Source organism: Roseateles cavernae, assembly GCF_040187885.1.
In the GTDB taxonomy this organism is placed as follows: Bacteria; Pseudomonadota; Gammaproteobacteria; order Burkholderiales; family Burkholderiaceae_C; genus Roseateles_E; species Roseateles_E cavernae.
Map to the genome: position 1 here is coordinate 25,337 of NZ_JBDPLH010000017.1, position 24,524 is coordinate 49,860.

Annotated in this window: 19 protein-coding genes; 9 read left to right on the plus strand and 10 right to left on the minus strand. The window is 66.7% G+C overall.

Annotation, left to right across the window (positions count from 1 at the left end):
- Positions 1 to 81: 81 nt before the first annotated feature.
- The 7 genes from aspS to ABGI63_RS24695 form a co-directional block, all read right to left on the minus strand.
- Complete coding sequence (gene aspS / locus ABGI63_RS24665; RefSeq protein WP_349745209.1) at positions 82 to 1,878, minus strand: aspartate--tRNA ligase; 1,797 nt, start codon at positions 1,876 to 1,878, stop codon at positions 82 to 84.
- A 135-nt stretch (positions 1,879 to 2,013) separates the two neighbouring features.
- On the minus strand, positions 2,014 to 2,646 hold the full coding sequence (locus tag ABGI63_RS24670) for a DUF502 domain-containing protein (protein WP_349745210.1): 633 nt from the start codon (positions 2,644 to 2,646) through the stop codon (positions 2,014 to 2,016).
- A gap of 27 nt (positions 2,647 to 2,673) precedes the next feature.
- The gene (locus ABGI63_RS24675) at positions 2,674 to 2,964 is read right to left on the minus strand and encodes an FmdB family zinc ribbon protein (protein ID WP_349745211.1); all 291 of its coding nucleotides are present in this window, start codon (positions 2,962 to 2,964) and stop codon (positions 2,674 to 2,676) included.
- A 68-nt stretch (positions 2,965 to 3,032) separates the two neighbouring features.
- Positions 3,033 to 4,475 carry a high affinity choline transporter 1 gene (locus tag ABGI63_RS24680; RefSeq protein WP_349745212.1) on the minus strand — a complete coding sequence of 481 codons (1,443 nt, stop codon included), beginning with the start codon at positions 4,473 to 4,475 and terminating at the stop codon, positions 3,033 to 3,035.
- 106 nt (positions 4,476 to 4,581) lie between these two features.
- A complete protein-coding gene (locus ABGI63_RS24685; protein ID WP_349745213.1) occupies positions 4,582 to 8,457 on the minus strand; it encodes a two-component regulator propeller domain-containing protein in 3,876 nt (1,291 codons plus the stop codon).
- Between the two features lie 90 nt (positions 8,458 to 8,547).
- Positions 8,548 to 10,107 carry a ubiquinone biosynthesis regulatory protein kinase UbiB gene (gene ubiB, locus ABGI63_RS24690; RefSeq protein WP_349745214.1) on the minus strand — a complete coding sequence of 520 codons (1,560 nt, stop codon included), beginning with the start codon at positions 10,105 to 10,107 and terminating at the stop codon, positions 8,548 to 8,550.
- Positions 10,104 to 10,634 (minus strand): hypothetical protein, encoded by a 531-nt coding sequence (locus ABGI63_RS24695; protein WP_349745215.1) that lies wholly within the window; start codon positions 10,632 to 10,634, stop codon positions 10,104 to 10,106. Before ABGI63_RS24695 ends, ubiB begins: the two co-directional genes overlap by 4 nt.
- 186 nt (positions 10,635 to 10,820) lie before the next feature.
- Between ABGI63_RS24695 and ABGI63_RS24700 the strand changes: the two genes are divergently transcribed.
- The 8 genes from ABGI63_RS24700 to rfbC are packed head-to-tail and all read left to right on the plus strand — an operon-like array spanning position 10,821 to position 19,369.
- Positions 10,821 to 12,215 carry an undecaprenyl-phosphate glucose phosphotransferase gene (locus ABGI63_RS24700; RefSeq protein ID WP_349745216.1) on the plus strand — a complete coding sequence of 465 codons (1,395 nt, stop codon included), beginning with the start codon at positions 10,821 to 10,823 and terminating at the stop codon, positions 12,213 to 12,215.
- Positions 12,216 to 12,259: 44 nt separating this feature from the next.
- Positions 12,260 to 13,462 (plus strand): outer membrane beta-barrel protein, encoded by a 1,203-nt coding sequence (locus ABGI63_RS24705; protein ID WP_349745217.1) that lies wholly within the window; start codon positions 12,260 to 12,262, stop codon positions 13,460 to 13,462.
- Between the two features lie 12 nt (positions 13,463 to 13,474).
- A complete protein-coding gene (galE, locus tag ABGI63_RS24710; RefSeq protein ID WP_349745218.1) occupies positions 13,475 to 14,494 on the plus strand; it encodes a UDP-glucose 4-epimerase GalE in 1,020 nt (339 codons plus the stop codon).
- Positions 14,491 to 15,930, plus strand: coding sequence for a mannose-1-phosphate guanylyltransferase/mannose-6-phosphate isomerase (locus ABGI63_RS24715; RefSeq protein ID WP_349745219.1), 1,440 nt, complete (start codon positions 14,491 to 14,493; stop codon positions 15,928 to 15,930). Before galE ends, ABGI63_RS24715 begins: the two co-directional genes overlap by 4 nt.
- 27 nt (positions 15,931 to 15,957) lie before the next feature.
- Positions 15,958 to 17,016: a dTDP-glucose 4,6-dehydratase gene (gene rfbB / locus ABGI63_RS24720; RefSeq protein WP_349745220.1), complete on the plus strand. Its 1,059-nt coding sequence runs from the start codon at positions 15,958 to 15,960 to the stop codon at positions 17,014 to 17,016.
- Positions 17,017 to 17,028: 12 nt separating this feature from the next.
- Positions 17,029 to 17,910, plus strand: coding sequence for a dTDP-4-dehydrorhamnose reductase (rfbD, locus tag ABGI63_RS24725; RefSeq protein ID WP_349745221.1), 882 nt, complete (start codon positions 17,029 to 17,031; stop codon positions 17,908 to 17,910).
- An 11-nt stretch (positions 17,911 to 17,921) separates the two neighbouring features.
- Positions 17,922 to 18,806, plus strand: coding sequence for a glucose-1-phosphate thymidylyltransferase RfbA (gene rfbA, locus ABGI63_RS24730; protein ID WP_349745222.1), 885 nt, complete (start codon positions 17,922 to 17,924; stop codon positions 18,804 to 18,806).
- Positions 18,807 to 18,817: 11 nt separating this feature from the next.
- Entirely contained in the window at positions 18,818 to 19,369 is a 552-nt protein-coding gene (rfbC, locus tag ABGI63_RS24735; RefSeq protein WP_349745223.1) for a dTDP-4-dehydrorhamnose 3,5-epimerase, read from the plus strand.
- A 121-nt stretch (positions 19,370 to 19,490) separates the two neighbouring features.
- Here the strand turns inward: rfbC and ABGI63_RS24740 are convergent, their stop codons facing one another.
- From ABGI63_RS24740 to ABGI63_RS24750, 3 genes are all read right to left on the minus strand, one after another.
- A complete protein-coding gene (locus tag ABGI63_RS24740) occupies positions 19,491 to 20,594 on the minus strand; it encodes a nucleotidyltransferase family protein (RefSeq protein ID WP_349745224.1) in 1,104 nt (367 codons plus the stop codon).
- 58 nt (positions 20,595 to 20,652) lie between these two features.
- Positions 20,653 to 21,993 (minus strand): UDP-glucose dehydrogenase family protein, encoded by a 1,341-nt coding sequence (locus ABGI63_RS24745; RefSeq protein WP_349745225.1) that lies wholly within the window; start codon positions 21,991 to 21,993, stop codon positions 20,653 to 20,655.
- A 207-nt stretch (positions 21,994 to 22,200) separates the two neighbouring features.
- A complete protein-coding gene (locus ABGI63_RS24750) occupies positions 22,201 to 23,208 on the minus strand; it encodes an NAD-dependent epimerase (protein ID WP_349745226.1) in 1,008 nt (335 codons plus the stop codon).
- A gap of 650 nt (positions 23,209 to 23,858) precedes the next feature.
- Between ABGI63_RS24750 and ABGI63_RS24755 the strand changes: the two genes are divergently transcribed.
- On the plus strand, positions 23,859 to 24,524 hold a 666-nt coding region (locus tag ABGI63_RS24755; RefSeq protein ID WP_432767470.1), incomplete at its 3' end, for a carbohydrate-binding domain-containing protein.

Below are 24,524 nucleotides of genomic sequence, written 5' to 3' on the forward strand. Positions count from 1 at the left end.
CAGATGCGAGGGGCACAGCATAGCCGGGACAAAAAAGAGCGCCCTCGGGCGCTCTCTCCTTCATCCGCCGAGGCTAGCGCTTCAGGCCGGCGTCACGCCGGCAGCATTGCGCAGACGGATGTGCAGCTCGCGCAGCTGCTTCTCGTCGACATTGGACGGCGCACCGGTCAGCAGGCACTGGGCGCGCTGGGTCTTCGGGAAGGCGATCACGTCGCGGATCGAATCGGCCTTGGTCATCATCGTGACGATGCGATCCAGGCCGAAGGCCAGGCCGCCGTGCGGGGGCGCGCCGTACTGCAGCGCGTCCAGCAGGAAGCCGAACTTCTCCTGCGCTTCCTCGGGGCCGATATTCAGCGCGCTGAACACCTTGCTCTGCACCTCGGCCTTGTGGATGCGCACCGAGCCACCGCCCAGTTCCCAGCCGTTGAGCACCATGTCGTAGGCCTTGGCGATGCACTCGCCCGGGCTGGTGGTCATCAGATCCTCGTGGCCGTCCTTGGGCGCGGTGAAGGGGTGGTGCACAGCGTTCCAGCGGCCGCCCTCCTCGTCCTGCTCGAACATCGGGAAGTCCACCACCCACAGCGGCGCCCAGACATCGTTGAACAGGCCCGTGCTCTTGCCGAACTCGCTGTGGCCGATCTTCAGGCGCAGCGCGCCGATGCCGTCGTTGACGACCTTGGCCTTGTCGGCACCGAAGAAGATCAGGTCGCCGTCTGTAGCGGAGGTGCGGCTCAGGATGTCGGCAATCGCCTGGTCATGCAGGTTCTTGACGATGGGCGACTGCAGGCCTTCGCGGCCCTTGGCCACTTCGTTGACCTTGATCCAGGCCAGACCCTTGGCGCCGTAGATCTTGACGAACTCGGTGTAGCTGTCGATCTCGCCGCGGCTCATCGCGGCGCCGCCGGGCACGCACAGCGCGACGACGCGGCCGCCCTTGGTGGTGGCCGGGGTCGAGAAGACCTTGAAGTCGACATCGCCCATCACATCGGTCAGCTCGGTGAACTCGAGCTTGACGCGCAGATCGGGCTTGTCCGAACCGAAGCGGTGCATCGCTTCCGAGTACTTCATCACCGGGTAGTCGCCCAGCTCGACGTTCAGCGCCTTGCGGAAGACATGGCGGATCATGCCCTCGAACATCGCGCGGATTTCCTCTTCGGTCAGGAAGGAGGTCTCGATATCGATCTGGGTGAACTCGGGCTGGCGGTCGGCGCGCAGGTCCTCGTCGCGGAAGCACTTGGTGATCTGGTAGTAGCGGTCGAAGCCGGCCACCATCAGCAGCTGCTTGAACAGCTGGGGCGATTGCGGCAGCGCGAAGAACATGCCGTCATGCACGCGGCTGGGCACCAGGTAGTCGCGCGCGCCTTCCGGCGTGCTCTTGGTCAGCATCGGCGTCTCGATGTCGACAAAGCCCTGCTCGTCGAGGAACTTGCGCACCTCCATGGCCACGCGGTAGCGCAGCATCATGTTGTTCTGCATGTAAGGGCGGCGCAGATCCAGCACGCGATGCGTCAGGCGCGTCGTCTCCGACAGGTTCTCGTCGTCGAGCTGGAAGGGCGGCGTCACCGAGGGGTTCAGCACTTCCAGCTCCAGGCACAGCACCTCGACCTTGCCGCTGGTCAGGGCCACGTTCTCGGTGCCGGCCGGGCGCGCGCGCACCTTGCCGACGATCTTCAGGCAGAACTCGTTGCGCACATCGGATGCGATCTTGAACATCTCGGCGCGATCGGGGTCGCAGACGATCTGCACGATGCCTTCGCGATCGCGCAGGTCGATGAAGATCACGCCGCCATGGTCGCGGCGGCGGTGGGCCCAGCCCATCAGGGTCACGGTTTGGTCGAGCAGCTTCTCGCTGACTTGGCCGGCATAACAGGTTCGCATGGTGTTCTCCGAAATCTTTGGGGGCCGCTGGTGCGGGCGCGGCCGGGGGTCATGTCTTGTGGGGCGCTGGCGGGGTTTCTCGGTCAGGAACCGGTCACCCTCAGGGCTGAGCACTTGCCGGGGTGCTCAGCCCGGTCAATTTCGGGCCACTCCAGGCTCGGACGGCGGCACCACACCCATCGAGATGATGTGCTTGAGGGCGGCGTCGACGCTCATGTCCAGCGGCCGCACGCTGGCGCGCGGCATCATCAGGAAGAAGCCCGAGGTCGGGTTGGGCGTGGTCGGCACATACAGGCTGACATGCTCTTCGGCGAAATGCCGGGCCGCCTCATTGCTGGGCCGGCCGGTGACGAAGGCAATCGTCCACGAGCCCTGGTGCGGGTACTGCACCAGCACGGCCTCGCGGAAGGCATTGCCGCTGCTGGAGAACAGCGTGTCCGAAACCTGCTTGACCGAGTTGTAGATGCTCTTGACGATGGGCGTGTTGGACAGCAGGCGGTGCCACTGGCGGAACATCCACTGGCCGAAGATATTGGTCACGAACACGCCGGTCAGCAGCAGCGCGGTCACCAGAATCACCAGGCCCAGGCCCGGGATATGACGCAGGGTCTCGATGCTGGCATGCAGGGTCTGCGGCAGCAGCGCCTGCGAGGCGCTCAGCAAGGCCGCGAACACGGCATCGATGATGCCCAGCACCCACAGCAGGACCCAGACGGTGATGGCCAGCGGCAGCCAGACCAGCAGGCCGGTGATGATGTATTTCTTCACAAGGCTCCTCGCGGGCCTGCGCCGGGCTCAGTGACTGGCACAGGAGCTCCCGCAGGTGTGCGTGCTGGCGGCCGGCTCGCTGCTGGCCGCCGCCGCCGGTGCGGAGGCGGCAGCGGTCGCCGCAGGCGCGGCCGCGCCGCCCTTGAAATCGGTGGCGTACCAGCCCGAACCCTTGAGCTGAAATCCGGCCGCCGTGACCTGCTTGCTGAAAGTCTCGGCGCCGCAAGCCGGGCAGACGCTCAGCGGGGTGTCGGAGAGCTTTTGCAGCACGTCTTTGGCGTGACCGCAGGCACTGCAGCGGTAAGCGTAGATCGGCATGGTGGGTCTAAACCGTTGATTAAAAACGAGAAATTATAGAGGGCCCGCTCATTGGACGGGCCAGGCCCTCATTGGCCGGCCAGTTTATGGTGCGCAGCATGCACGTTCTTGATGGCTTGCGGGCCCAGCGAGCCGATCAGCATGCCGACGATGCCAGCCAGGAAGCCGGCCAACTGGGCCGGGAAGCTCTCGCCGGCCGGCGTCAGCATGAAGAGCAGCCAGGTCAGGATGCCCAGCACGATCGCGAAGATCGCGCCCTGGGTGCTGGCACGCTTCCAGTACAGGCCGAACACCAGGGGCACGAAGGCACCGACCAGTGTCACCTGGTAGGCGGCCGACACCATCTCGTAGATCGGCGTGCCCTGCAGCGCGATCGCGTAGGCGCAGACGCACAGGCTGAAGATCAGCACCGCGATGCGCATGGTGCGCAGCTCCTGCTTGTCGGAAATGCGCGGGAAGACCTGGCGCCAGATGTTCTCGACAAAGGTCACCGAGGGCGCCAGCAGGGTGGCCGAGGCCGTGGACTTCAAGGCCGACAGCAGCGCGCCGAAGAAGAGCACCTGCATGATGAAAGGCATCTTGTCCATCACCAGCGTGGGAATCACCTTCTGCGGATCCTCGGCGATCAAGCTGGCGGCCTGCTCGGGCATGATGATCAGCGCGCTGACGACGATGAACATCGGCACGAAGGCGAACAGGATGTAGGCCACGCCGCCGATCACCGGCCCGCGCGTCGCCGCGTACTCGTTATTGGCCGACATGACGCGCTGGAACACATCCTGCTGCGGGATCGAGCCCAGCATCATCGTGATGGCCGCCGCGATGAAGAAGACGATGTCATGGAAGCTCGGCTCGGGCAGGAACTTGAACAAGTCCTTGCTGACGGCCAGATTGATCACCTTGTCGGCGCCGCCCGCCAGGTCGGCCGCGAACACCGCGATCAGGGCCAGACCGACGACCAGGATGATCATCTGGATGAAGTCGGTCACGGCCACCGACCACATGCCGCCGAACAGCGTGTAGGCCAGGATGGACACGGTGCCCAGAATCATGCCCATAGGAATGCTGATCGCGCCGCCCGACAGCAGGTTGAACACCAGACCCAGGGCCGTGACCTGGGCCGAGACCCAGCCCAGATAGCTGAGGATGATGATCAGCGAGCACACCACCTCGACCACCCGGCCATAGCGCTCGCGGTAGTAGTCGCTGATGGTCAGCAAGGTCATGCGATAGAGCTTGGCGGCGAAGAAGATGCCGACCAGGATCAGGCAGGAGCCGGCGCCGAAGGGGTCCTCGACCACACCGCCCAGGCCCGACTCGACGAACTTGGCCGGGATGCCCAGCACGGTCTCGGCGCCGAACCAGGTGGCAAAGGTCGTGGTGATGATCATCACCAGGGGCAGATGCCGGCCGGCAATGGCGAAGTCCGCCGTCGTCTTGACCCGCTTGGCGGCCCACAGACCGATGGCGATGGTGACGAGCAGATAGACAAAGACCAGGGTCAAGAGCATGGCGGCAATCCTTGCAACGGGAGGGTCAGGGCGGGCGGCATTATCCCTAAAACACGGGAACCGGGCCGCCAGCCTTCAGCAAGAGCTGTGCCGGCCTCCGAAACGCTCAATCAGCCGGCGGCTTGGGCGCCACCAGGGGCAGCAGCAGCTCGAAGCTGCAGCCCTGCCCGGCCTCGCTGTGCACGCTGATCTGGCCGCCCAGCAGCGAGTGCACGATGGTGTAGCAGATGTGCAGGCCCAGGCCGCTGCCGCCGCTGCCCAGCTTGGTGGTGAAGAAGGGGTCGAAGACCCGGCCCAGATGCTCGGGCGCGATGCCGGCGCCGTTGTCGCTGAAGCGCAGCCGCAGCTGAGCGCTGCCCAGCGCCTGTGCCTGCAAGACCATCAGCCCGCCCGGGCGCTCGCCGAAGCCGTGCAGCAGCGCATTGAGCACCAGATTGCTCAGCACCTGGCCCAGCGGGCCGGGATAGCTGTCCATCACCAGGCCCTCGGGCACCTCCAGGCGCAGCTGGTGCTCGTCGCGGCGCAGGCGGTTGGCCAGGGTCAGCGCCACCTCCTCGCAGACCTTGCGCAGCTCGAAGCGGCGGCGCTGGTCCGAGGTCTGGTCCACCGCCAGCTGCTTGAAGCTGGCCACCAGCCGGGCCGCGCTGTCCAGGCTGCGCACCAGCAGCCCGGCGGACTCCTGGGTGCTGGCGCAAAAGCGCTCCAGCTCGGAACGCCGCAGCGTGCCGTTGCCGGCCTGCTCGGCAAAGCGGCGGCTGTTGTCGTCCAGCGTGCTGGCCACCAGCAGGCTGTTGCCTATCGGTGTGTTCAGCTCATGGGCCACGCCGGCCACCAGCGCGCCCAGCGACGCCAGCTTCTCCTGCTGCACCAGCATGGTCTGCGTCAGCTGCAAGCGCCGGTAGGCCTCGGCATTGTCCAGCGCCACCGCCGCATAGGCGCCCAGCGTGCGCAGCATGTCCAGATCGGTCTCGGTATAGGCCTCAGCGCGTTCGCTGAGCACACTGACGACGCCGACCACCTGCTGCTTCAGCAGCATGGGCACATACAGGGCCGAACGCGCCTGCCCCGGCTCGGCCCCGCTTTGCAGCTGCAGCCGCTGCTGGCCGACACGCTGGCGCGTCACGGCGTCGAGTTCGCGGTTGTCGCGATCGAGATCGCCGATGCGCAGCTCGCGCGCGCCCAGCACGCATTGGGTGGCCGGCTGCTCGGCCGCGTCGAGGCTGCGCTGATAGGGCTTGAAGCGCTCGCCGCGCTGCATCACGAAATCGAAGTCGATGCGCCGCTCGTCCCAGCGCACCAGGCCGATGCCGAAGGCGCCGGCGTCCATCAAGGCCTCGACATGGCGGTACAGGGTTTGCGAGATCGCCTCGGCATCCAGCGAGGCGGTGATCTGGCGCCCGATCTCGCTGAGCAGCGCGATATTGTGGCGGGCCCGCTCGGCGCCGCGCTTTTCCTGCTCCACCTCGGCGGTGCGCTGCGCCACCTCGCTCTCCAGCCGCAGCTGCGCAGCGCGCAGCGCACGCAGGCGCAGCCGCCAGGCCAGCGCCAGGGCCGAGAGCAGCAGCAGCGCCATGGCCACGCGAAAGCCGGCATGACGCCACCAGGGCGGCGTCATCTCCAGACTCAGCAGCAGCCGCTGTGGCCCCCAGACCCCGTCCGGGCTGGCCGCTTTCGCATACAGGCGGTAGCGGCCCGGATCCAGATTCGTGTAGGTGGCCAGACCCTCGCCCGCCGCGCCCTCGATCCAGTCCTGATCGAAACCTTCGAGCCGCCAGGCATAGCGCGACAGGCCGTGCTGGTAGAAATGCAGCGCACTCAGCTCGAAGCTGAGCATGGCCTCGCGGTGGCTCAGCGTCAGCTCGCGCAGCTCGGCCAGCGGCGTCTGCAGGCGCAGCGGCGCCGGCTCGCCCGGCCGGGGCTCGGCCAGCAGCGAGCGATTGAACACGCGCAGATCGGACAGCTGCACCGCCGGCCCGGTCGGGTTGTCGCGCAGCGCCTGCGGATGAAAGTGCAGCAAGCCCTGGGCGCCGTAGAACAGGCTGCCATCGCTGCCCTGGGCCGAGGCGCCGAAATTGAAGGCACCGTCAAAACGCCCGCTGCGCGAGGGATAGAGCCGTGCCTGGCCACGGTTGGGGTCGAGCCGCAGCAGGCCCTGCGGGCTGCTCATCCAGAGTGCGCCGTCGGCAGCGGCCTCCAGATTGTTGACCCAGCCCTTGGGCATGCCCGCCACGCCGCGCCAGGACTTCAGACGCCAATTGCCGCCCTCCTCGATCAGCTGATACAGCCCCAGCTGGGTGCCCAGCCAAAGGCGGCCGGCGCCGTCCTGGCGCAGGCTTTGCACCATCAGTTCCTGCGGTGCCGGCATCTGCGCATCGGGCCGCAGCGGCTGGACAAAGCCCTCGCGCCGCTCGTCCCAGAGCTGCAGCCCGCCCTTGCTGCCCACCCACAGCCGGCCCTCGCGGTCCTGCAGCAGGCAGTCGATCGTGTCGTGGCTGAGCGCTGGGGCCGCCGAACTGCTGCGGAAGGTCCGCAGGCTGCCATCGGGCGAGAGCCGGTGCAGGCCGGCCGCGCTGGCGGCCCAGAGCCGGCCCTGGGCGTCCAGCAGCATCGCACTGATCGACAGGCCAGCCGGCGAGCTCGTGCCCAGCTCGATGCGGCGAGCCCGCCGCCCTGGCAACTCCAGCAGCCACAGCCCGCCCTCGCCGCCCACCCACAGCCCCTTGCCGGGCTGCTGCAGCAAGGCCTTGATATGGGTGATCGGCAGCTGCGCGGCGCTCAGCCGCTCGACCGCGCCGCTGGGCAGGTGCAGCCGGTTCAGGCCTCCGCCATAGCTGCCGACCCAGGCATGCCAGGCGCCATCGGGCAGCACCGCCTGCACCTGGGGGTGCGACAGGCTGCCGGGCTCGCCGGGCACCGCCAGATAGCTGCGAAAGCCGGCGCTGCCCAGATCGGCCAGATTGAGCCCGCCGCCCCAGGTGCCGACCCACAGTACGCCGCTGCGGTCCTGGTAGATCGAGGCCACACCGTCGTGGCTGAGGCTGTGGGGCATGGCCGCGTGGTGGCCGAAGTGCTCGGCGGCCGGCGCGCCGGCGCGCCAGCGCCACAGGCCCTGGCTGCCGCTGCCTATCCAGATCGACTGCTCGGCATCGCGCCGCAGCGCGTAAATCGTGTCGCCGGGCAGTCCCAGCCGGCGCGGCAGATCGCTGATCTCGCCGCTGCGGGCATCGAGCACCTGCACGCCGGCATGGGTGCCGACCCAGAGCCGGCCCTGGCCGTCGAGCGCCAGGCTGCGCACCGCCGGCGCACCACCGTCCGGCGCCGGCGCCAGCGGCCATTGCTGGCGCGGTCGGCCGTCCGGCCCGAGCCGCAGCAGCCGCGCGCCCAGCGCCACCCACAAGCCCTCTTCGCCATCGGCAATCATCGCGCGCAGCGGCTCGGCCGCCCCGCCAGGGCCGGGCGGCAGCGCCACCAGGCTGAAGCGGCCAGTAGCCGGATCGAAACCGAACAGGCCGCCGGTGGCCGCGACCCACAAGCGCCCTTCGCGGCCGGCCAGCAGGCCCAGCACCCGGCGCTGCTGCGGCGCCAGGCTGGCCGGCAAGGCGTGGCGGCGCAGCCGGTCGGTGGCCAGATCGATCTGGTCCAGCCCCGCGCCGGTGCCTACCCACAAGGTGCCGGCCGGCGCCTCCAGCAGCGCATAGACCAGCACATGGCTGAGCGTGGCCGGGTCGGCCGGGTCGGCGCTGAAAACGCGGGCACGCCGGCCGTCGTGGCGCAGCAGGCCGTCGGTCGTGCCCAGCCACATCAGGCCACGGCTGTCCTGCAGCGCGCTGACCACGGCCTCATCCACCAGCCCCTGCGCGGCGCGCCAATGGTCAAAGCGCAGGGTTTGCAGCGCGCCGGCCCAGGCCGGCGCGAGCAAGAGCCAGCACAGCACGGCACCAAGCCAGGCATGGATGGTGGGGAGGCGGCAAGGCGTCAGCACGCCCTGAGCCTAAGCGCAAAGCCGAGCCGGGCAACAGCGGTGTAAGCCCGCTTGTCCGGCGGTTTTCGGTGCTTTTTGAGGCGCCCTGGCTCAGCTCAGCAGACCGCCGCGCACCAGGATCTGGGCCAGCACCAGGCCGAAGGTGAAGCCGATGCCGGTGTAGAGCACCGCGCGCAGCAGCCAGTTGGTGCGGCGCTGCTCGCGCAGCAGGGCCAACAGCAGCTGGCTGTCCTGCGGGCCGGCCTGCTTCTTCAGGCTGTCATGCAGCAGCCGTGGCAGCTCGGGGAAGAGCTGGGCATAGCGCGGCGCCTCCTTGGTGAGCTGGTTGACGAAGGCGCGCCAGCCGACCTGCTCGTTCATCCAGCGCTCCAGAAAGGGCTTGGCCGTGGCCCAGAGGTCCAGATCGGGGTCGAGCTGGCGACCCAGGCCCTCGATATTCAAAAGCGTCTTCTGCAGCAGCACCAGCTGGGGCTGGATCTCGACATTGAAGCGGCGCGAGGTCTGGAACAGACGCATCAGCACCTGGCCCAGCGAGATGTCCTTCAGCGGCCGGTCGAAATGCGGCTCGCAGACGGCCCGCACCGCGCTCTCCAGCTCATCGACCCGGGTCTGGGGCGGCACCCAGCCCGAGGCGATATGCAGCTCGGCGACGCGCTTGTAGTCGCGCCGGAAGAAGGCGATGAAGTTCTGTGCCAGGTATTCCTTGTCGACCTCGGTCAGCGTGCCGATGATGCCGAAGTCCAGCGCGATATAGCGGCCGAAGGTGGCCGCGTCCAGGCTGACCTGGATATTGCCCGGGTGCATATCGGCATGGAAGAAGCCGTCGCGGAACACCTGGGTGAAGAAGATCGTGACGCCGTCGCGGGCCAGCTTCTTGATGTCGATGCCGGCCGTGCGCAGGCGCTCGAGCTGCGAGATCGGCACGCCCGACATGCGCTCCATCACGATGACCTCGGAGCTGCACAGCTCCCAGTGCATCTCCGGCACCATCACCAGATTCAGGTCGGCCATATTGCGGCGCAGCTGGGCCGCGTTGGCGGCCTCGCGCACCAGATCGAGCTCGTCATGCAGATAGGTGTCGAACTCGGCCACCACCTCGCGTGGCTTCAGGCGCCGGCCATCGGCCGAGAGCCGCTCGACCCAGCCAGCCACCGTGCGCAGCAGGGCCATATCGTCTTCGATGATGTCCAGCATGCCGGGCCGCAAGACCTTGACCGCAACCTCGCGGCCGTCATGCAGCACCGCGAAATGCACCTGCGCGATCGAGGCACTGGCCACCGGCTCGGCATCGAAGCTCTTAAACAGCTGCTCGACCGGCTTGCCGAAGGCCTTCTCGACCAGGGCCTGCGACAAGGCGGCCGGGAACGGCGGCACATTGTCCTGCAGCCGCGAGAGCTCGGCGACGATGTCGGCCGGGACCAGATCGCGCCGGGTCGACAGCACCTGGCCGAACTTGACGAAGATGGGCCCCAGATGCTCGAGCGCCAGGCGCAGGCGCACGCCGCGCGGCTGGTCCCAGTTGCGGCCCACCGAGATCAGGCGGCGCAGCAGGCGCAGGCGGCGCTGGCGGAAACCCGAGAGCGCGAGCTCGTCGAGCCCGAAGCGCAGCACCGTCCAGACGATGACCAGCAGGCGGGCGAAATACCTCATGCGCCGCCGCGCCCGGAGGAGCCCCCGGGCATCAGGCCGGCCGCGCCGCGCGCCAGCGTGGCCAGCCCCTGAGCCGCCGCGCGGCCCCAGCGCGCCAGCTGATGCGCCGGCATCGCGCCGACCAGCTGGGCCAGATCGTCCTCGATGTCCCAGCGCAGATTGTCCATCAGCCAGCTGATGTCGCCGGCCAGCGCCGCGTCGCCCTGCACCGAGACCTGGGGCCGCTCGCCGGTCAGGCTGCCCAGGGCCAGCAGGGCCGGGTTGGAGGCCTCGAGCTCGATGCGCAAGGCCTCAGCCGGCGCGGCGTCAAGCCGCTCCAGCAGGCCGGCACGAGTAATGCTAAGCACCAGATCGGGAGCCGGCGGCAGCAGCGCCGGCCAGCCCCGCAGATGCACCAGCACGGCGCGGCCGGCATGGGGAGCCAGGCGGGCCGTCGCGGCCGCCTCGCGCCCGATGACATGATTGAGCAACAGGCAGATGCGATCCTGCACGGCCGGGGCGAAGAGGTGGGACCAGTCTTGAAGCATGTTTCGGATTGTAGGCAGGCGCGCGGACCCAGCGAGTTAGGGGGGTGAGGCGCGAGCGGCGTGTCACAGGAATTGAGGGAGAATTCGCGGTCCGTGATCTGACCATGGGAGGCAGATTGCGGGCGCGTGAGTTGGCGGGTATTGCATTTCGCAAGGCCCAAACCTACGCCCAGGAGCAAAAGGACGATGTTCGAGGATCGCAGTTACAAAAGAACTTTCTATAGCGCACCGCAATCGGTCGAATCCTTGATCGCCGCTTTTCTGGAGCCCGGCATCATTGTCCTGAGCTATCTGCTCGTCAACGCCTTCTTCGACGAACCGGTATTGCGCTCCACACTGACGCTGTGCCTGCTGATATTTGCACTGACATTTCCGGGCCGCAATCGTTTTGCCGAGCATCCAGCCAGCGCCGGCATCGATGTGCTGAGCTCCTGGCTCATGCTGCTGGCGATTCTGGCGCTGTGCGGCTATGCCACCAGCTCGATGGGTTATTTCGAGAACGAGGTGCTGCTGTGGTGGGCCATCATCACGCCGCTGGCGCAGATGGTGGCCGTCGAGATCGGCCGGCGCCTGCGCCGCTGGATGGGCGCGCGCCCCGAGGCGCGGCGCTCCGCCGTGATCGTCGGCGCCGGGCCGCTGGGTGCCAAGGTGGCACGGGCGCTGCGCGATGGCAGCGACAGCGGCATCGATTTCCTCGGCTACTTCGATGACCGCCAGGACGAGCGCCTGCACCCCGACGCCAGCAACCGGCTGCTGGGCACGCTGGCCCAGGTCAGCGAGCAGGTGCGCGCCCTGGGCGTGCGCGAGGTCTACATCACCTTGCCGCTGGGTTCGCAGCCGCGCATCGTGCAGTTGCTGGAGCAGTTGCAGGGCACGACCGCGTCCCTCTTCTTCGTGCCCGATGTGTTCGGCATTTCCATCATCCAGGGCCGTCTGCAGGACATGAATGGCGTGCCGGTGGTGGGTATCTGCGAAACCCCGTTCACCGGCACCAACGAACTGATCAAGCGCATCAGCGATATGGTGCTGGCCAGCCTCATCCTGGTGCTGATCTCGCCCATCATGCTGGCCCTGGCGATCGGCGTGAAGCTGAGCTCGCCCGGCCCCATCATCTTCAAACAGCGCCGTAACGGCCTCGATGGCGAGGAGATCATCGTCTACAAGTTCCGTTCGATGCGCGCCATGGACAACGGCACGGTGGTCAAGCAGGCCACCAAGGGCGACCCGCGCATCACCAAGTTCGGCGCCTTCATCCGGCGCACCTCGCTGGACGAGTTGCCGCAGTTCATCAATGTGCTGCAGGGCCGCATGAGTATCGTCGGGCCGCGCCCGCATGCGGTCGCGCACAACGAGGAATATCGCCAGCTGATCAAGGCCTATATGGTGCGCCACAAGGTCAAGCCGGGTATCACCGGCTGGGCCCAGGTGAATGGCCTGCGCGGCGAAACCGACACGATAGACAAGATGAAAGCCCGGGTCGAATATGACCTCGAATATCTGCGCAATTGGTCGCTGGGCCTGGATTTGCAAATCATCGTGCGCACCGTGCGTCTGGTACTTTTTGACCGCCACGCTTATTGATGGCGCGCCGCGCGGCACCGAATTGAATTGAGGATTGGATGAATATGGCGCAACACCGATATACCCTGCTGGCCGCGAGCCTGCTGTGCGCGCTGCCGGCCCTGGCCCAGCAAAGCCCTTACTACCTTGGCGCCTCCTTGGGTGTGACCCATGTGTCGAATATCTACCGCAGCACACCGGGCCAGCCGAGCAATAGCGACAACGTCACCACCGCCACCCTGCTGGCCGGCCTGGACCAGCGCATTGGCCGCCAGCGCCTGTTCGGCGATGCCTCGATCCGCGCCAATCACTATGAAAACAACAGAACGCTGCGTAACAACGGTTACGCATTGAATGCAGGTGTTGATTGGCAAACGATAGAGCGGCTGTCGGGCCAGCTGAGCGTCAACTCGAACCGCAGCCTGGCGCAGTTCAATCCCGGCAATGGCGCGCCGAACATCACCAAGAAGAACATCGAGCAAACCGACCAGGCCCGCGCCTCGGTGCGCTACGGCCTGGTGTCGCTGCTGTCGCTGGACGGTTCGCTGACGCACCGCCGGCGCGACTACTCGGCCAGCGAGTACGACCGCTATGACTACAGCCAGAACGCCGTCTCGCTGGGCGTCACCTACCGGCCCAGCAGCGCGCTGAGCCTGGGCGTCGCGGGTCGCTACACGGACGGCAAGTACCCGCATTTCAGGCCGGTCACCAATGGCTTTGAGGCCGATGACTACACCCGCAAGGACATCGACCTGACCGGCACCTGGGTGGCCAGTGGGGCCAGCACGCTGACGGGCCGGCTGAGCTTTAGCAAACGCGACGCCAGCCAGGCCTCGTCGCGCGACTTCTCCGGTGGTACCGGCAGCATCAGCTGGAAGTGGCAGCCCACGGCCAAGCTGCTGATCAACAGCAATCTGATGCGGGACAGCGGCGATGAGACCTCGTTCTCGACCAACGGCCTGATCAGCGACTACAGCCGTATCACGACCAGCGCCTCGGTCAATGCCAGCTACGAGCTGACCGGCAAGATCATGCTCGACGCCGGCCTCAGCCTGGCCGACCGTGACCTCACCGATCCCTTCCTCAACACGCAACTCAAGTCCGGCGACAAGACCACCACGCTGAGCTTGGGCGGCCGCTGGGCGGTGAACCGCAGCACGACCCTGGGCTGCCAGCTCAACCGCGACAAGCGCACCGGCCTGTCCACGCTGTCCACGCCGTACAGCGCCAATAGCTACGGCTGCTACGCGCAGCTGATGGTGCGCTGAGGGATCGCAGCAATGAGCCAAAAAATCCTGCTGACCGGCGCGACCGGCTATATCGCCTCGCACACCTGGCTGGCCCTGCTGGCGGCCGGGCACGAGGTGGTCGGCGTCGACGACTTCTCCAACAGCTCGCCCGAGGTGCTGAAGCGGCTGGCCCGGCTCGGCGGCAGCACGCCCGAGTTCGAGCGCGCCGATGTCTGCGACGCGGCAGCGATGGAGGCGGTGTTCGCCCGCCACAAGCCCGCTGCGGTCGTGCATTTCGCCGCCTTCAAGGCGGTCGGCGAGTCCACCGCGATGCCGCTGGCCTATTACCGCAACAATCTCGGCGGCCTGGTCAACACCTGCGAGACCATGCGCCGCCATGGCTGCGAGCGCATCGTCTTCAGCTCCAGCGCCACCGTCTACGGTGCGCCCGAGTCGCTGCCACTGCGCGAAGACGCGCCGCTGTCGGCCGTCAACCCCTACGGCGCCACCAAGCTGATGGGCGAGACGATTCTGCGCGACCTGGGTGAGGCCGAGCCGAATTGGCAGACCGCCGCGCTGCGTTATTTCAACCCGGTCGGCGCGCACGAGAGCGGCCTGATCGGCGAAGACCCGCGCGGCATCCCGAACAATCTGATGCCTTATGTGACCCAGGTGGCCGTGGGTCGACGGGCCGAGCTGCAGGTCTTCGGCAGCGACTACGACACGCCGGACGGCACCGGCGTGCGCGATTACATCCATGTGAGCGATCTGGCCGAGGGCCATGTCGCGGCGCTGCGCTTCCTGCTCGACGGCCGCGACTCGATCACCGCCAATCTGGGCACCGGCCGCGGCTACAGCGTGCTGGAGGTCGTGCGCGCCTTCGAGGCAGCCAGCGGCAAAGCCGTGCCCTACAAAATCGCGCCGCGCCGCCCTGGCGACGTGGCCGCCTGCTATGCCGACCCCACGCTGGCACGTCAGCTGCTTGGCTGGGAGGCCAAACACGACCTCGACCGCATGTGCGAGGACAGCTGGCGCTGGCAAAGCATGAACCCCAAGGGATACGAAGAATGAGCACGATCCAAGTCCAACCCGTCATCATGGCCGGCGGCAGCGGCACGCGGCTGTGGCCGCTGTCGCGGGCCGGCTACCCCAAGCAGTTCCTGGTGCTGGAGGGCAATACCAGCCTGTTCCAGCAGGCGGCCACCCGGCTCGCCGCGCTGGCCGCGTCCGATCTGGCACTGGCCGGCCCGCTGATCGTCGGCAACGAGGAGCACCGCTTCCTGGTGCTCGATCAGCTGCGCGAAACCAGGGCCGAACCCAGCGCCGTGCTGCTGGAACCGATGGGCCGCAATACCGCACCGGCGATGACTTTGGCCGCCTTGCAGGCGATGGAAGGAGGCGCGGACCCGGTGCTGGTGGTGACACCGGCCGACCAGACCGTCACCCAGCCCGCGGCCTTTACCGCCGCGCTGCAGCAGGCTGTGCGCCGCGCCGCCGACGGCGCCATCGTGATCCTGGGCATCACGCCGGACCGGCCCGAGACCGGCTATGGCTATATCCGCGCCGAGGCGGCCGGCGCCGGCCTGGCTGTGGCCCAGTTCGTCGAGAAACCCGATCTGGTCACCGCCGAGGGCTATCTGCGCAGTGGCAGCTACTACTGGAACAGCGGCATGTTCGTGCTGCGCGCCAGCACCTGGCTCAAGGCCTTGCAGCGCTTCCGCCCCGACATCCTGGAGGCCACCCGTGCCGCCTTCGCGGCACGCAAAGAAGACGACAAGTTCGTGCGCCCGGGCAAGGCCGAGTTCGCCGCCGTGCCCAGCGAATCGGTTGACTATGCGGTGATGGAGCGCTGCCCCGGCAGCGACATTCCACTGGCCATGGTCGAGCTCGATGCCGGCTGGAATGACCTGGGCGCCTGGGAGGCGGTCTGGCAGGTCACCGCCAAGGACGCCGACGGCAACGCCAGCCGCGGCGACGCCATCGTCAAGGACAGCCGCAACACCCTGGTGCACGCGACCAGCCGTCTGGTCAGCGTGGTCGGCCTCGATGACATCGTCGTCGTCGAGACGGCGGACGCCGTGCTGGTGGCCGACCGCAGCAAGAGCCAGGACGTCAAGAAGATCGTCCAGCAACTCGATGCCAACCAGCGTGGCGAGCAGACCCTGCACCGCAAGGTCCACCGCCCCTGGGGCTGGTATGACAGCATCGATATGGGCGAGCGTTTCCAGGTCAAGCGCATCATGGTCAAGCCCGGCGCGACGCTGAGCCTGCAGATGCACCACCACCGCGCCGAGCACTGGATCGTCGTCTCCGGCACCGCCGAGGTCACCAACGGCGACAAGGTCATTCTGCTGACCGAGAACCAGAGCACCTATATCCCGCTGGGCCAGACCCACCGCCTGGCCAATCCCGGCAAGCTGCCGCTGGAGATCATCGAGGTGCAGTCCGGTTCCTATCTGGGCGAGGACGACATCGTGCGCTTCGAAGACACCTATGGCCGCAAATAAGCAAGCAATTCAAGAAGTGAGCAAGACATGACCCTCCTCGTCACCGGCGGCGCCGGCTTCATCGGCAGCAACTTCGTGCTCGACTGGCTGCGCCAGTCCGACGAGAAAATCATCAATCTCGATGCGCTGACCTATGCCGGCAATCTCGAGAACCTGGCCAGCCTGCAGGGCGACGCCCGCCATGTGTTTGTGCAGGGCGATATCTGCGACCGTGCGCTGATCGACACGCTGCTGGCCGAGCACCGCCCGCGCGCCATCGTGCATTTCGCCGCAGAGAGCCATGTGGACCGCTCGATCAGTGGCCCCGGCGCCTTCATGCGCACCAATATCGAGGGCACATACACCCTGCTCGAAGCCGCGCGCGCCTACTGGAGCCCGCTGCCCGAAGGGGAGAAAGCCGCGTTCCGCTTTCACCATGTCTCGACCGACGAGGTCTATGGCTCGCTGGCCAAGGACGACCCCGCCTTCGCCGAGACCAAGACCTACGAGCCCAACAGTCCCTACTCGGCCAGCAAGGCCGCCAGCGACCATCTGGTGCGCGCCTGGCACCATACCTACGGCCTGCCGGTGCTGACCACCAACTGCAGCAACAACTACGGCCCCTATCACTTCCCCGAGAAGCTGATCCCGCTGATGATCGTCAACGCACTGGCCAGCAAACCGCTGCCGGTCTATGGCGACGGCCAGCAGATCCGCGATTGGCTCTACGTCACCGACCACGCCAGCGCGATCCGCGCCGTGCTGGCCGGCGGCAAGCCCGGCGAGGTCTACAACGTCGGCGGCTGGAACGAGAAGGCCAATATCGACATCGTCAAGACGGTCTGCGCCCTGCTCGACGAGTTGCGCCCCGATGCGGCAGGCCCCTATGCCCGCCTGATCACCTACGTCACCGACCGCCCCGGCCACGATCGCCGCTACGCGATCGACGCCCGCAAGATCGAGCGCGAGCTGGGCTGGCGCCCGGCCGAGACCTTCGAGACCGGCATCCGCAAGACCGTGCAGTGGTATCTGGATCATCCCGACTGGGTCCAGCATGTGCAGTCCGGCAGCTACCGCGACTGGGTCTCCCAGCAGTACGGCGCCTGAGGAACGACACGCATGAAGATTCTGCTGCTGGGCAAGAACGGCCAGGTCGGCTGGGAGTTGCAGCGCGCCTTGGCGCCGCTGGGCGAATTGGTCGCGCTGGACCGCCATCAAGGTGCCGATCTGGCCGACATCGAGGCCTTGACCGCCACCGTGCGCGCCCAGGCGCCGCAAGTCATCGTCAATGCGGCCGCCTACACCGCCGTCGACAAGGCCGAGAGCGAGCCCGAGCTGGCGCGCCAGATCAATATGCTGGCCCCGGCCCGGCTGGCGCTGGAGGCCAAGGCCCTGGGCGCGCTGCTGCTGCACTACAGCACCGACTATGTGTTCGACGGCAGCGGCAGCGAGGTCCGCGCCGAAGATGCCCCGACCGCGCCGCTGAGCGTCTATGGCCAAACCAAGCTCGATGGCGAACAGGCCATACGCGCCAGCGGCTGCCAGCACCTGATCCTGCGCACCAGCTGGGTCTATGCGGCGCGCGGCGGCAACTTCGCCAAGACCATGCTGCGCCTGGCCGCCGAGCGCGAACAGCTCAAGGTGATTGCCGACCAGATCGGCGCGCCCACCGGCGCCGACCTGCTGGCCGACCTCAGCGCCCACATGATCCGCGCCACCCGTGCCCAGGCCGCGCTGGCCGGCACCTACCACGCGGTGGCCAGCGGCGAGACCAGTTGGCATGCCTATGCGCAGTATGTGATCGAGTTCGCCAGAGCGCGCGGCAAGCCCGTCAAGGTCGCGCCCGATCAGGTGCTGGCCATTCCTACCAGCGACTACCCGACCCCGGCAACGCGCCCGCTGAACTCGCGCCTGGCCAACGCCAAGCTGCAGCAGCGCTTCGGCCTGGCCCTGCCGCATTGGCAGCAGGGCGTCGAACGCATGCTCCACGAAATACTCTGAAGGGAATTCTGATGAAGAACCGCAAAGGCATCATCCTCGCCGGTGGCTCCGGCACCCGGCTGCACCCCGCCACCCTGGCGATGAGCAAGCAGTTGCTGCCGGTCTATGACAAGCCGATGGTCTACTACCCGCTGTCCACCCTGATGCTGGCCGGCATCCGCGACATCCTCCTGATCAGCACGCCGCAGGACACGCCGCGCTTCGAGGCCTTGCTGGGCGACGGCCGTCGCTGGGGACTGAACATCAGCTACTGCGTGCAGCCCAGTCCCGACGGCCTGGCCCAGGCCTTCATCCTCGGCAAGGATTTCATCGATGGCGCGCCCAGCGCCCTGGTGCTGGGCGACAACATCTACTACGGCCATGACTTCCAGGGTCTGCTGAGCAACGCCACCGCGCAGACCAGCGGCGCCAGCGTGTTCGCCTACCACGTCACCGACCCCGAGCGCTATGGCGTGGTCGAGTTCGACGCGCAGCAGCAAGCCCTGTCCATCGAAGAAAAGCCCAAGGCCCCGAAAAGCAATTACGCGGTCACCGGCCTGTACTTCTATGACAGCCAAGTCTGCGATATCGCCGCCGCGATCAAGCCCAGCCCGCGCGGCGAGCTCGAGATCACCGACGTCAATGCGCAATACCTGAAACAGGGCCAGTTGCAGGTCGAGATCATGGGCCGCGGCTATGCCTGGCTGGACACCGGCACCCACGACAGCCTGCTCGAGGCCGGCCAGTTCATCGCCACGCTGGAAAAGCGCCAGGGCCTGAAGGTCGCCTGCCCCGAGGAAATCGCCTTCCGCTCCGGCTGGATCACCGCCGAGCAGCTCGAAGCGTTGGCCAAGCCGCTCTTGAAGAACGGCTACGGCCAGTACCTGCAAAAACTCCTGAACGACCGCGCCTTCTGAGCGGCTACCCGATGAAGATCACCCCCACCTCCCTGCCCGAAGTCCTGATCGTCGAACCCAAGGTCTTCGGCGATGCCCGTGGCTTCTTCACCGAGAGCTGGAACGAGGCCGTCTTCAACCAGGCGGTCGGCTACGACGTTCGCTTTGTGCAGGACAACCACTCGCGCTCGGCCCGTGGCGTGCTGCGCGGCCTGCACTACCAGCTGCCGCCCCATGCCCAGGGCAAGTTGGTGCGGGTGGTCAGCGGCGCGGTCTTCGATGTGGCCGTGGACATGCGCAAGTCCAGCCCCAATTTCGGGCGCTGGGAAGGCGTGGAGCTGACGGCCGAGAACCACAGGCAGCTGTGGATACCGCCGGGCTTTGCCCATGGCTTCCTGGTGCTCAGCGAGACGGCGGACTTTCTCTACAAGACCACCGACACCTATGCACCACAGGCCGAGGGCTGCGTGCGCTGGGACGATCCGGCCATCGGCATCCAATGGCCCGCCACCGGCGTCGCGCCGTTGCTGGCCGACAAGGATGCGAAGGCGCCGCTGCTGGCCGAGGCCAAGTACTTCGACTGAAGGCTGTGGGGCGGGGCCCTCCGGTCGCCCTCGCCCGATGCCATGATGCTCGATACCCAGCGCCTTCGCCGGCCATAGGCCAACGCGATAGCAGCGGCCCCATGGGCCGCCAGGTTAGCGCTCAGGCGCGCGCATCGCCCCAGCGCAAGGGTGTGATCTCATCGCCCACATAGCTGGTATGGCCGCTACGGTCCACGCAGTACTGCGGCGACATGATCATCTCCTGCACCAGCATGCCCTCGCCGATGCGGGTGTGCTCGATCAGCACCGAGCGCTCCACCGTGCAGCCGCCGCGCAGATGCGAGCCGTGGCCTATCCAGGTCGGGCCCACCACCTTGGCACCGGCCTCGATGCGCACGTTCGAGCCGATATACACCGGCCCCTCGATCTGCACCTTGTCCCAGTCCACCGAGGTGTTCAGGCCCACCCACACCTGCGGGCGCACCTCGCGGCCCGGCACCTGCAACTGCGCCACCTCGCCGGCCAGCACCCGCTGCGTCACGGCCCAATAGTCCGCCACCCGGCCGATATCGATCCACTCGAAGGGCCGGTTCTGCGCATAGAAGGGCAGGCCCTTCTCGACCAGCAGCGGGAACAGATCGCTGCCGATATCGAACTCGAGGCCCGGCGGGATCAGGTCCAGCACCGCCGGCTCGAAGATGTAGATGCCGGTGGAGGCCAGGGTGCTCTTGGCCTCCTCGGGCTTAGGCTTCTCCTGGAAGGAGGTCACCCGGCCGTCGGCGTCGGCCACGACAATGCCGTAGTTCTTGGTCTCCGAGCGCGGCACATCCAGGGTCACGACGCTGGCGATCGCACCCTTGGCCTTGTGCTCGGCCAGCGCGGCCTCAATGTCCAGGTCGATGATGGCGTCGCCGCACAACACGATGAAGGTCTCGTCAAAGAAACCACCGAAGTCCTGGATCTTGCGCATGCCGCCGGCCGAGCCGACCGGCTTGCACACCACCTCGCCCTGCTCCCGCACGCCTTCGTAGCTATAGCCCAGCTCGACGCCCCAGCGCTCGCCGTCGCCGAAGTAGTTCTCGATCTTCCAGTGCATGAAGGCCACATTGACCATGATCTGCTTGACGTCGTAGCGCGCCAGATGCTCGATCAGATAGGCCATCACCGGCTTGCCCAGGATGGGCACCATGGGCTTGGGCGTGTGCTTGGTCAGCGGCCTCACCCGCGTGCCTTGGCCGGCAGCCAGAATCATTGCTTTTGCCATCGGGAACTCCCTTCAAACAATTCAGAAAACAGGGGCAAGCAACGCAAGGCCAACCTCATCAGGACGCCACAGGGCTGGCACTGCGGCCGATGCCATAGTGCTCAATGCCCAGGTTCTTCATCAGGGCCGGTTCATACAGATTGCGTCCGTCAAAAATCACCGGCTGCACCAGCGCGGCCTTGATGCCGTCGAAGTCAGGCGTTCGGAACTCCTTCCACTCGGTCACCAGGATCAGTGCCTCGGAGCCCTGCAGCGCATGCTCGGCTCGCTCGCAGAAACTCACACCCTGCACACCCTCCAGCAAATGGCGCGCCTCGCTCATGGCCACCGGGTCGTAGGCCGCCACTGCGGCACCGCGACGGACCAGTTCGTCGATGATGACCAGCGAGGGCGCCTCGCGCATATCGTCGGTATTGGGCTTGAACGCAAGGCCCCACATCGCAAAGCGCTTGCCGGTCAGGTCCTCGCCGAAGCGCGCCACGATCTTGTCCACCAGCACCAGCTTCTGGCGATCGTTGGCGGCCTCCACCGCATTGAGCACATGCAGATTCTGCGCATGCTCGCGGCCGATGCGAATCAGCGCCTTCACATCCTTGGGGAAACAGGAACCACCGTAGCCGGCACCGGCATAGAGGAACTGGAAGCCGATGCGTGGATCCGAGCCGATGCCACGACGCACCAACTCGATGTCCGCGCCCACCTTCTCGGCCAGCAGTGCCAGCTCGTTCATGAAGCTGATACGGGTGGCCAGCATCGCGTTGGCTGCGTACTTGGTGAACTCGGCGCTGCGCAGATCCATCACCAGCAGGCGATCATGGTTGCGGGTGAAGGGCGCATAGATGGCACGCATCATCAGCGTGGCTTGCTCGTCGTCGGAGCCGACAATGATGCGGTCGGGCCGCATGAAGTCCTCCACCGCAGCCCCCTCCTTCAGGAACTCGGGGTTGGAGACCACCGAGAACGACACCTCGACGCCGCGCTTGGCCAATTCCTCGGCAATCGCCGCCTTGACTTTGTCGGCCGTGCCCACCGGCACCGTGCTCTTGTCGACGATGACCTTGTAGTCCGTCATGCGGGCGCCGATCGAGCGCGCCGCCGCCAGCACATATTGCAGATCGGCCGAGCCATCCTCGCCGGGCGGCGTGCCCACGCCGATGAAAAGGATGGTGCCGTGATTGACGGCCAGATCCACATCGGTGGTGAACTGCAGGCGGCCGGCCGCTACATTGCGGCGCACCACCTCCAGCAGCCCTGGCTCATGAATCGGGATCTCGCCCGCATTAAGCACCCGGATCTTCTCCGGATTCACATCCAGACAGACCACATGGTTGCCCATTTCGGCCAGACAGGCCCCGGTAACCAAACCCACATAACCGGTACCAATAGCGGTGACCTTCATTCACAACTCCCTAAAATACAAATCGATCAATGCTAGGTGCAGCCCGTCGCACCCTTGTGACAGCCACATCGTCCCCGATGGATGGCGGCCAAGCTCGGGAGTTGGCGACGAGTTTGTAACGGCATTTCACCGGAACGGCGCGCCGATACACCATGCCGTAGCAAGACTGGGGCCTGCCAGCCGACGCAACAGGCCTGAGCGTCGCCCTCAAACCTTGAAATAGTCCCGGTACCAGGAGACAAAACGCTGCACGCCCTCGGGCACCGGCATCGCCGGCCTGAAACCGGTCCATTCGGCCAGTTCCTCGACATCGGCATGGGTGGCCGGCACATCGCCGTCCTGCAGCGGCATGAAGTTCTTCACCGCCTCGCGGCCGATGGCCTTCTCGATCGCCTCGACAAAGGCCATCAGCTGGATGGGCGCGTGGTTGCCGATATTGAAGACGCGGTACGGCACATTGGAGCGCGCCGGGTCGCTCTTGACGGCGTCGTACTCGGGATCAGCCGTCGCCGGCCGGTCCAGCACCCGCACCACGCCCTCGGCGATATCGTCGATATAGGTGAAGTCGCGCACCATCTTGCCGTGGTTGAACACGTTGATGGGGCGGCCTTCCAGGATGGCCTTGGTGAACAGGAACAGTGCCATGTCCGGCCGGCCCCAGGGTCCGTAGACCGTGAAGAAGCGCAGCCCCGTGGTCGGCAGGCCGAACAGATGGCTGTAGGTGTGGGCCATCAGCTCATTGGCCTTCTTGGTGGCCGCATACAGGCTGACCGGATGGTCGACGCTGTGATGCTCCGAGAACGGCATCAGCGTGTTGCCACCATAGACGCTGGAGCTCGACGCATAGGCCAGGTGCTGCACGCCGCTGTGGCGGCAGCCCTCCAGGATATTGGTGAAGCCGACGATATTGCTGTCGATATAGGCGTGCGGATTCTCGATCGAGTAGCGCACGCCGGCCTGGGCGGCCAGATGCACGACACGGTCGAAGCGCCCCTCGGCGAACAGCTTGGCCATGCCCTCGCGGTCGGCCACATCGAGCTTGACGAACTCGAAGCCCGGCTTGCCCGTCAGCCGCGCCAGCCGGTCGTGCTTGAGTTGCACATCGTAATAGTTGTTCAGATTGTCCAGGCCCACGACCTGATCGCCCCGCGCCAGCAGCAGCTGGCTCACATGCATACCGATAAAGCCGGCGGCGCCGGTGACAAGAACTTTCAACGCAATCTCCCAATACCCGAACCGACCAGCTCGCAGACCCATCACCGACAAAGCCCCAAGCGCGCACGATATTCTCGCCCAGCCCGGACCTCACCTGTCCGGTACCTGAGCGTGGCCCCCTATTTCGAGGGCAGGGGAGCGGCGTGGGCGCAGCCAGGCCCTGAAACCGCAACCTGAGGATCCCGGCAGCGGTAGTAATTCACCGGCGTTGCAATGCCTTACCCCTTGGTACGCCCAAGCGTGCTCGATCTCACTGAATGCATAGACCCGACTGCCGAAAATACCTACAACAGATCTTCCGCACGACGACGGGTGCTGTAAGTCTCAACTTGGGTAGTACGACCATGCTGCAACAGCTCCTCAGCGCCTCGCTGATTCGCACGGCCTCCCTCGCCGCCCTCTTTGCCACCTGCGTGGCGATCGCCGCTTACAGCGGCGGCGGTGACGCCGGGACCGGCCCGGTCGCTGCGCCGCGCCAATCCACGCCGAACACCTCTGCCACATCGGTCGCCAAGCCCGCTGCCACGACGGCCACGGCGGCCAGGGTGGTAGTTCCCGTTGTCACGGCGCCTGCGACCGCCTCGTCCGAGAGCGGACCGACCCTGCTGACCCTGCGCGCCCATGCCGACGTGGCAGGCGGCGTCGGCGCGATGGTGTCGCTGCNCGCCGTGGTCTTCGCCAACCCCGGCAGCGTCGGCAGCACGGACCGCCAGCTCAATGTCAGCTATCTGATCGCCGGCTCGACCTATCTCACCCCGTCCTCTTCCGGCGTCAGCTACACCGGCGGCAATCTGTCGGCCGCCTGGCCCAGCGCCAATCTGACCGACACCGTGACCCTGCGAGCCCATGCCGACGTGGCAGGCGGCGTCGGCGCGATGGTGTCGCTGCGGGTGGACGGCGTGGTCACCGACAGCGTGGAGGTGCGCGCCACCCAGCCCACCGACTACGCCCTGGCCGTGCCCACGCTCAAGCCCGGCAGCCTGGTGGACGTGGTCTACAGCAACGACGCCAACGTCAACGGCGTGGACCGCAACCTCTACGTGCAGCAGCTCAGCACCGCCGACACCGCCGTGCTGCCCACCGCCGCCATCGTCAGCTACGACAAGGGCGACGGCAACGCCGCCTTCGACGGCCAGAACGTCATCGCCGGCATCACCAGCGTCTACGCCAACGGCGCGCTGCGCCTGGCCTGGCCCGCACCCAACCTCACGGATCGCCTCACCGTGCGCGCCAGCGCCACCAGCGCCGGCGGCAGCGGTGCGCTGATGGTGGCCCGCGTCGACGGCATCGTCGTCGGCTCGGCCCTGGTGTCGTCC

Coding starts and splice junctions, on each gene's coding strand:
- rfbC (WP_349745223.1), top strand. CDS start 18,818: ATGAAGATCACCCCCACCTCCCTGCCCGAAGTCCTGATCGTCGAACCC.
- ABGI63_RS24715 (WP_349745219.1), top strand. CDS start 14,491: ATGAGCACGATCCAAGTCCAACCCGTCATCATGGCCGGCGGCAGCGGC.
- rfbB (WP_349745220.1), top strand. CDS start 15,958: ATGACCCTCCTCGTCACCGGCGGCGCCGGCTTCATCGGCAGCAACTTC.
- ABGI63_RS24700 (WP_349745216.1), top strand. CDS start 10,821: ATGTTCGAGGATCGCAGTTACAAAAGAACTTTCTATAGCGCACCGCAA.
- ABGI63_RS24705 (WP_349745217.1), top strand. CDS start 12,260: ATGGCGCAACACCGATATACCCTGCTGGCCGCGAGCCTGCTGTGCGCG.
- ABGI63_RS24745 (WP_349745225.1), bottom strand. CDS start 21,993: ATGAAGGTCACCGCTATTGGTACCGGTTATGTGGGTTTGGTTACCGGG.
- galE (WP_349745218.1), top strand. CDS start 13,475: ATGAGCCAAAAAATCCTGCTGACCGGCGCGACCGGCTATATCGCCTCG.
- ABGI63_RS24680 (WP_349745212.1), bottom strand. CDS start 4,475: ATGCTCTTGACCCTGGTCTTTGTCTATCTGCTCGTCACCATCGCCATC.
- ubiB (WP_349745214.1), bottom strand. CDS start 10,107: ATGAGGTATTTCGCCCGCCTGCTGGTCATCGTCTGGACGGTGCTGCGC.
- ABGI63_RS24740 (WP_349745224.1), bottom strand. CDS start 20,594: ATGGCAAAAGCAATGATTCTGGCTGCCGGCCAAGGCACGCGGGTGAGG.
- ABGI63_RS24695 (WP_349745215.1), bottom strand. CDS start 10,634: ATGCTTCAAGACTGGTCCCACCTCTTCGCCCCGGCCGTGCAGGATCGC.
- ABGI63_RS24675 (WP_349745211.1), bottom strand. CDS start 2,964: ATGCCGATCTACGCTTACCGCTGCAGTGCCTGCGGTCACGCCAAAGAC.
- rfbD (WP_349745221.1), top strand. CDS start 17,029: ATGAAGATTCTGCTGCTGGGCAAGAACGGCCAGGTCGGCTGGGAGTTG.
- aspS (WP_349745209.1), bottom strand. CDS start 1,878: ATGCGAACCTGTTATGCCGGCCAAGTCAGCGAGAAGCTGCTCGACCAA.
- rfbA (WP_349745222.1), top strand. CDS start 17,922: ATGAAGAACCGCAAAGGCATCATCCTCGCCGGTGGCTCCGGCACCCGG.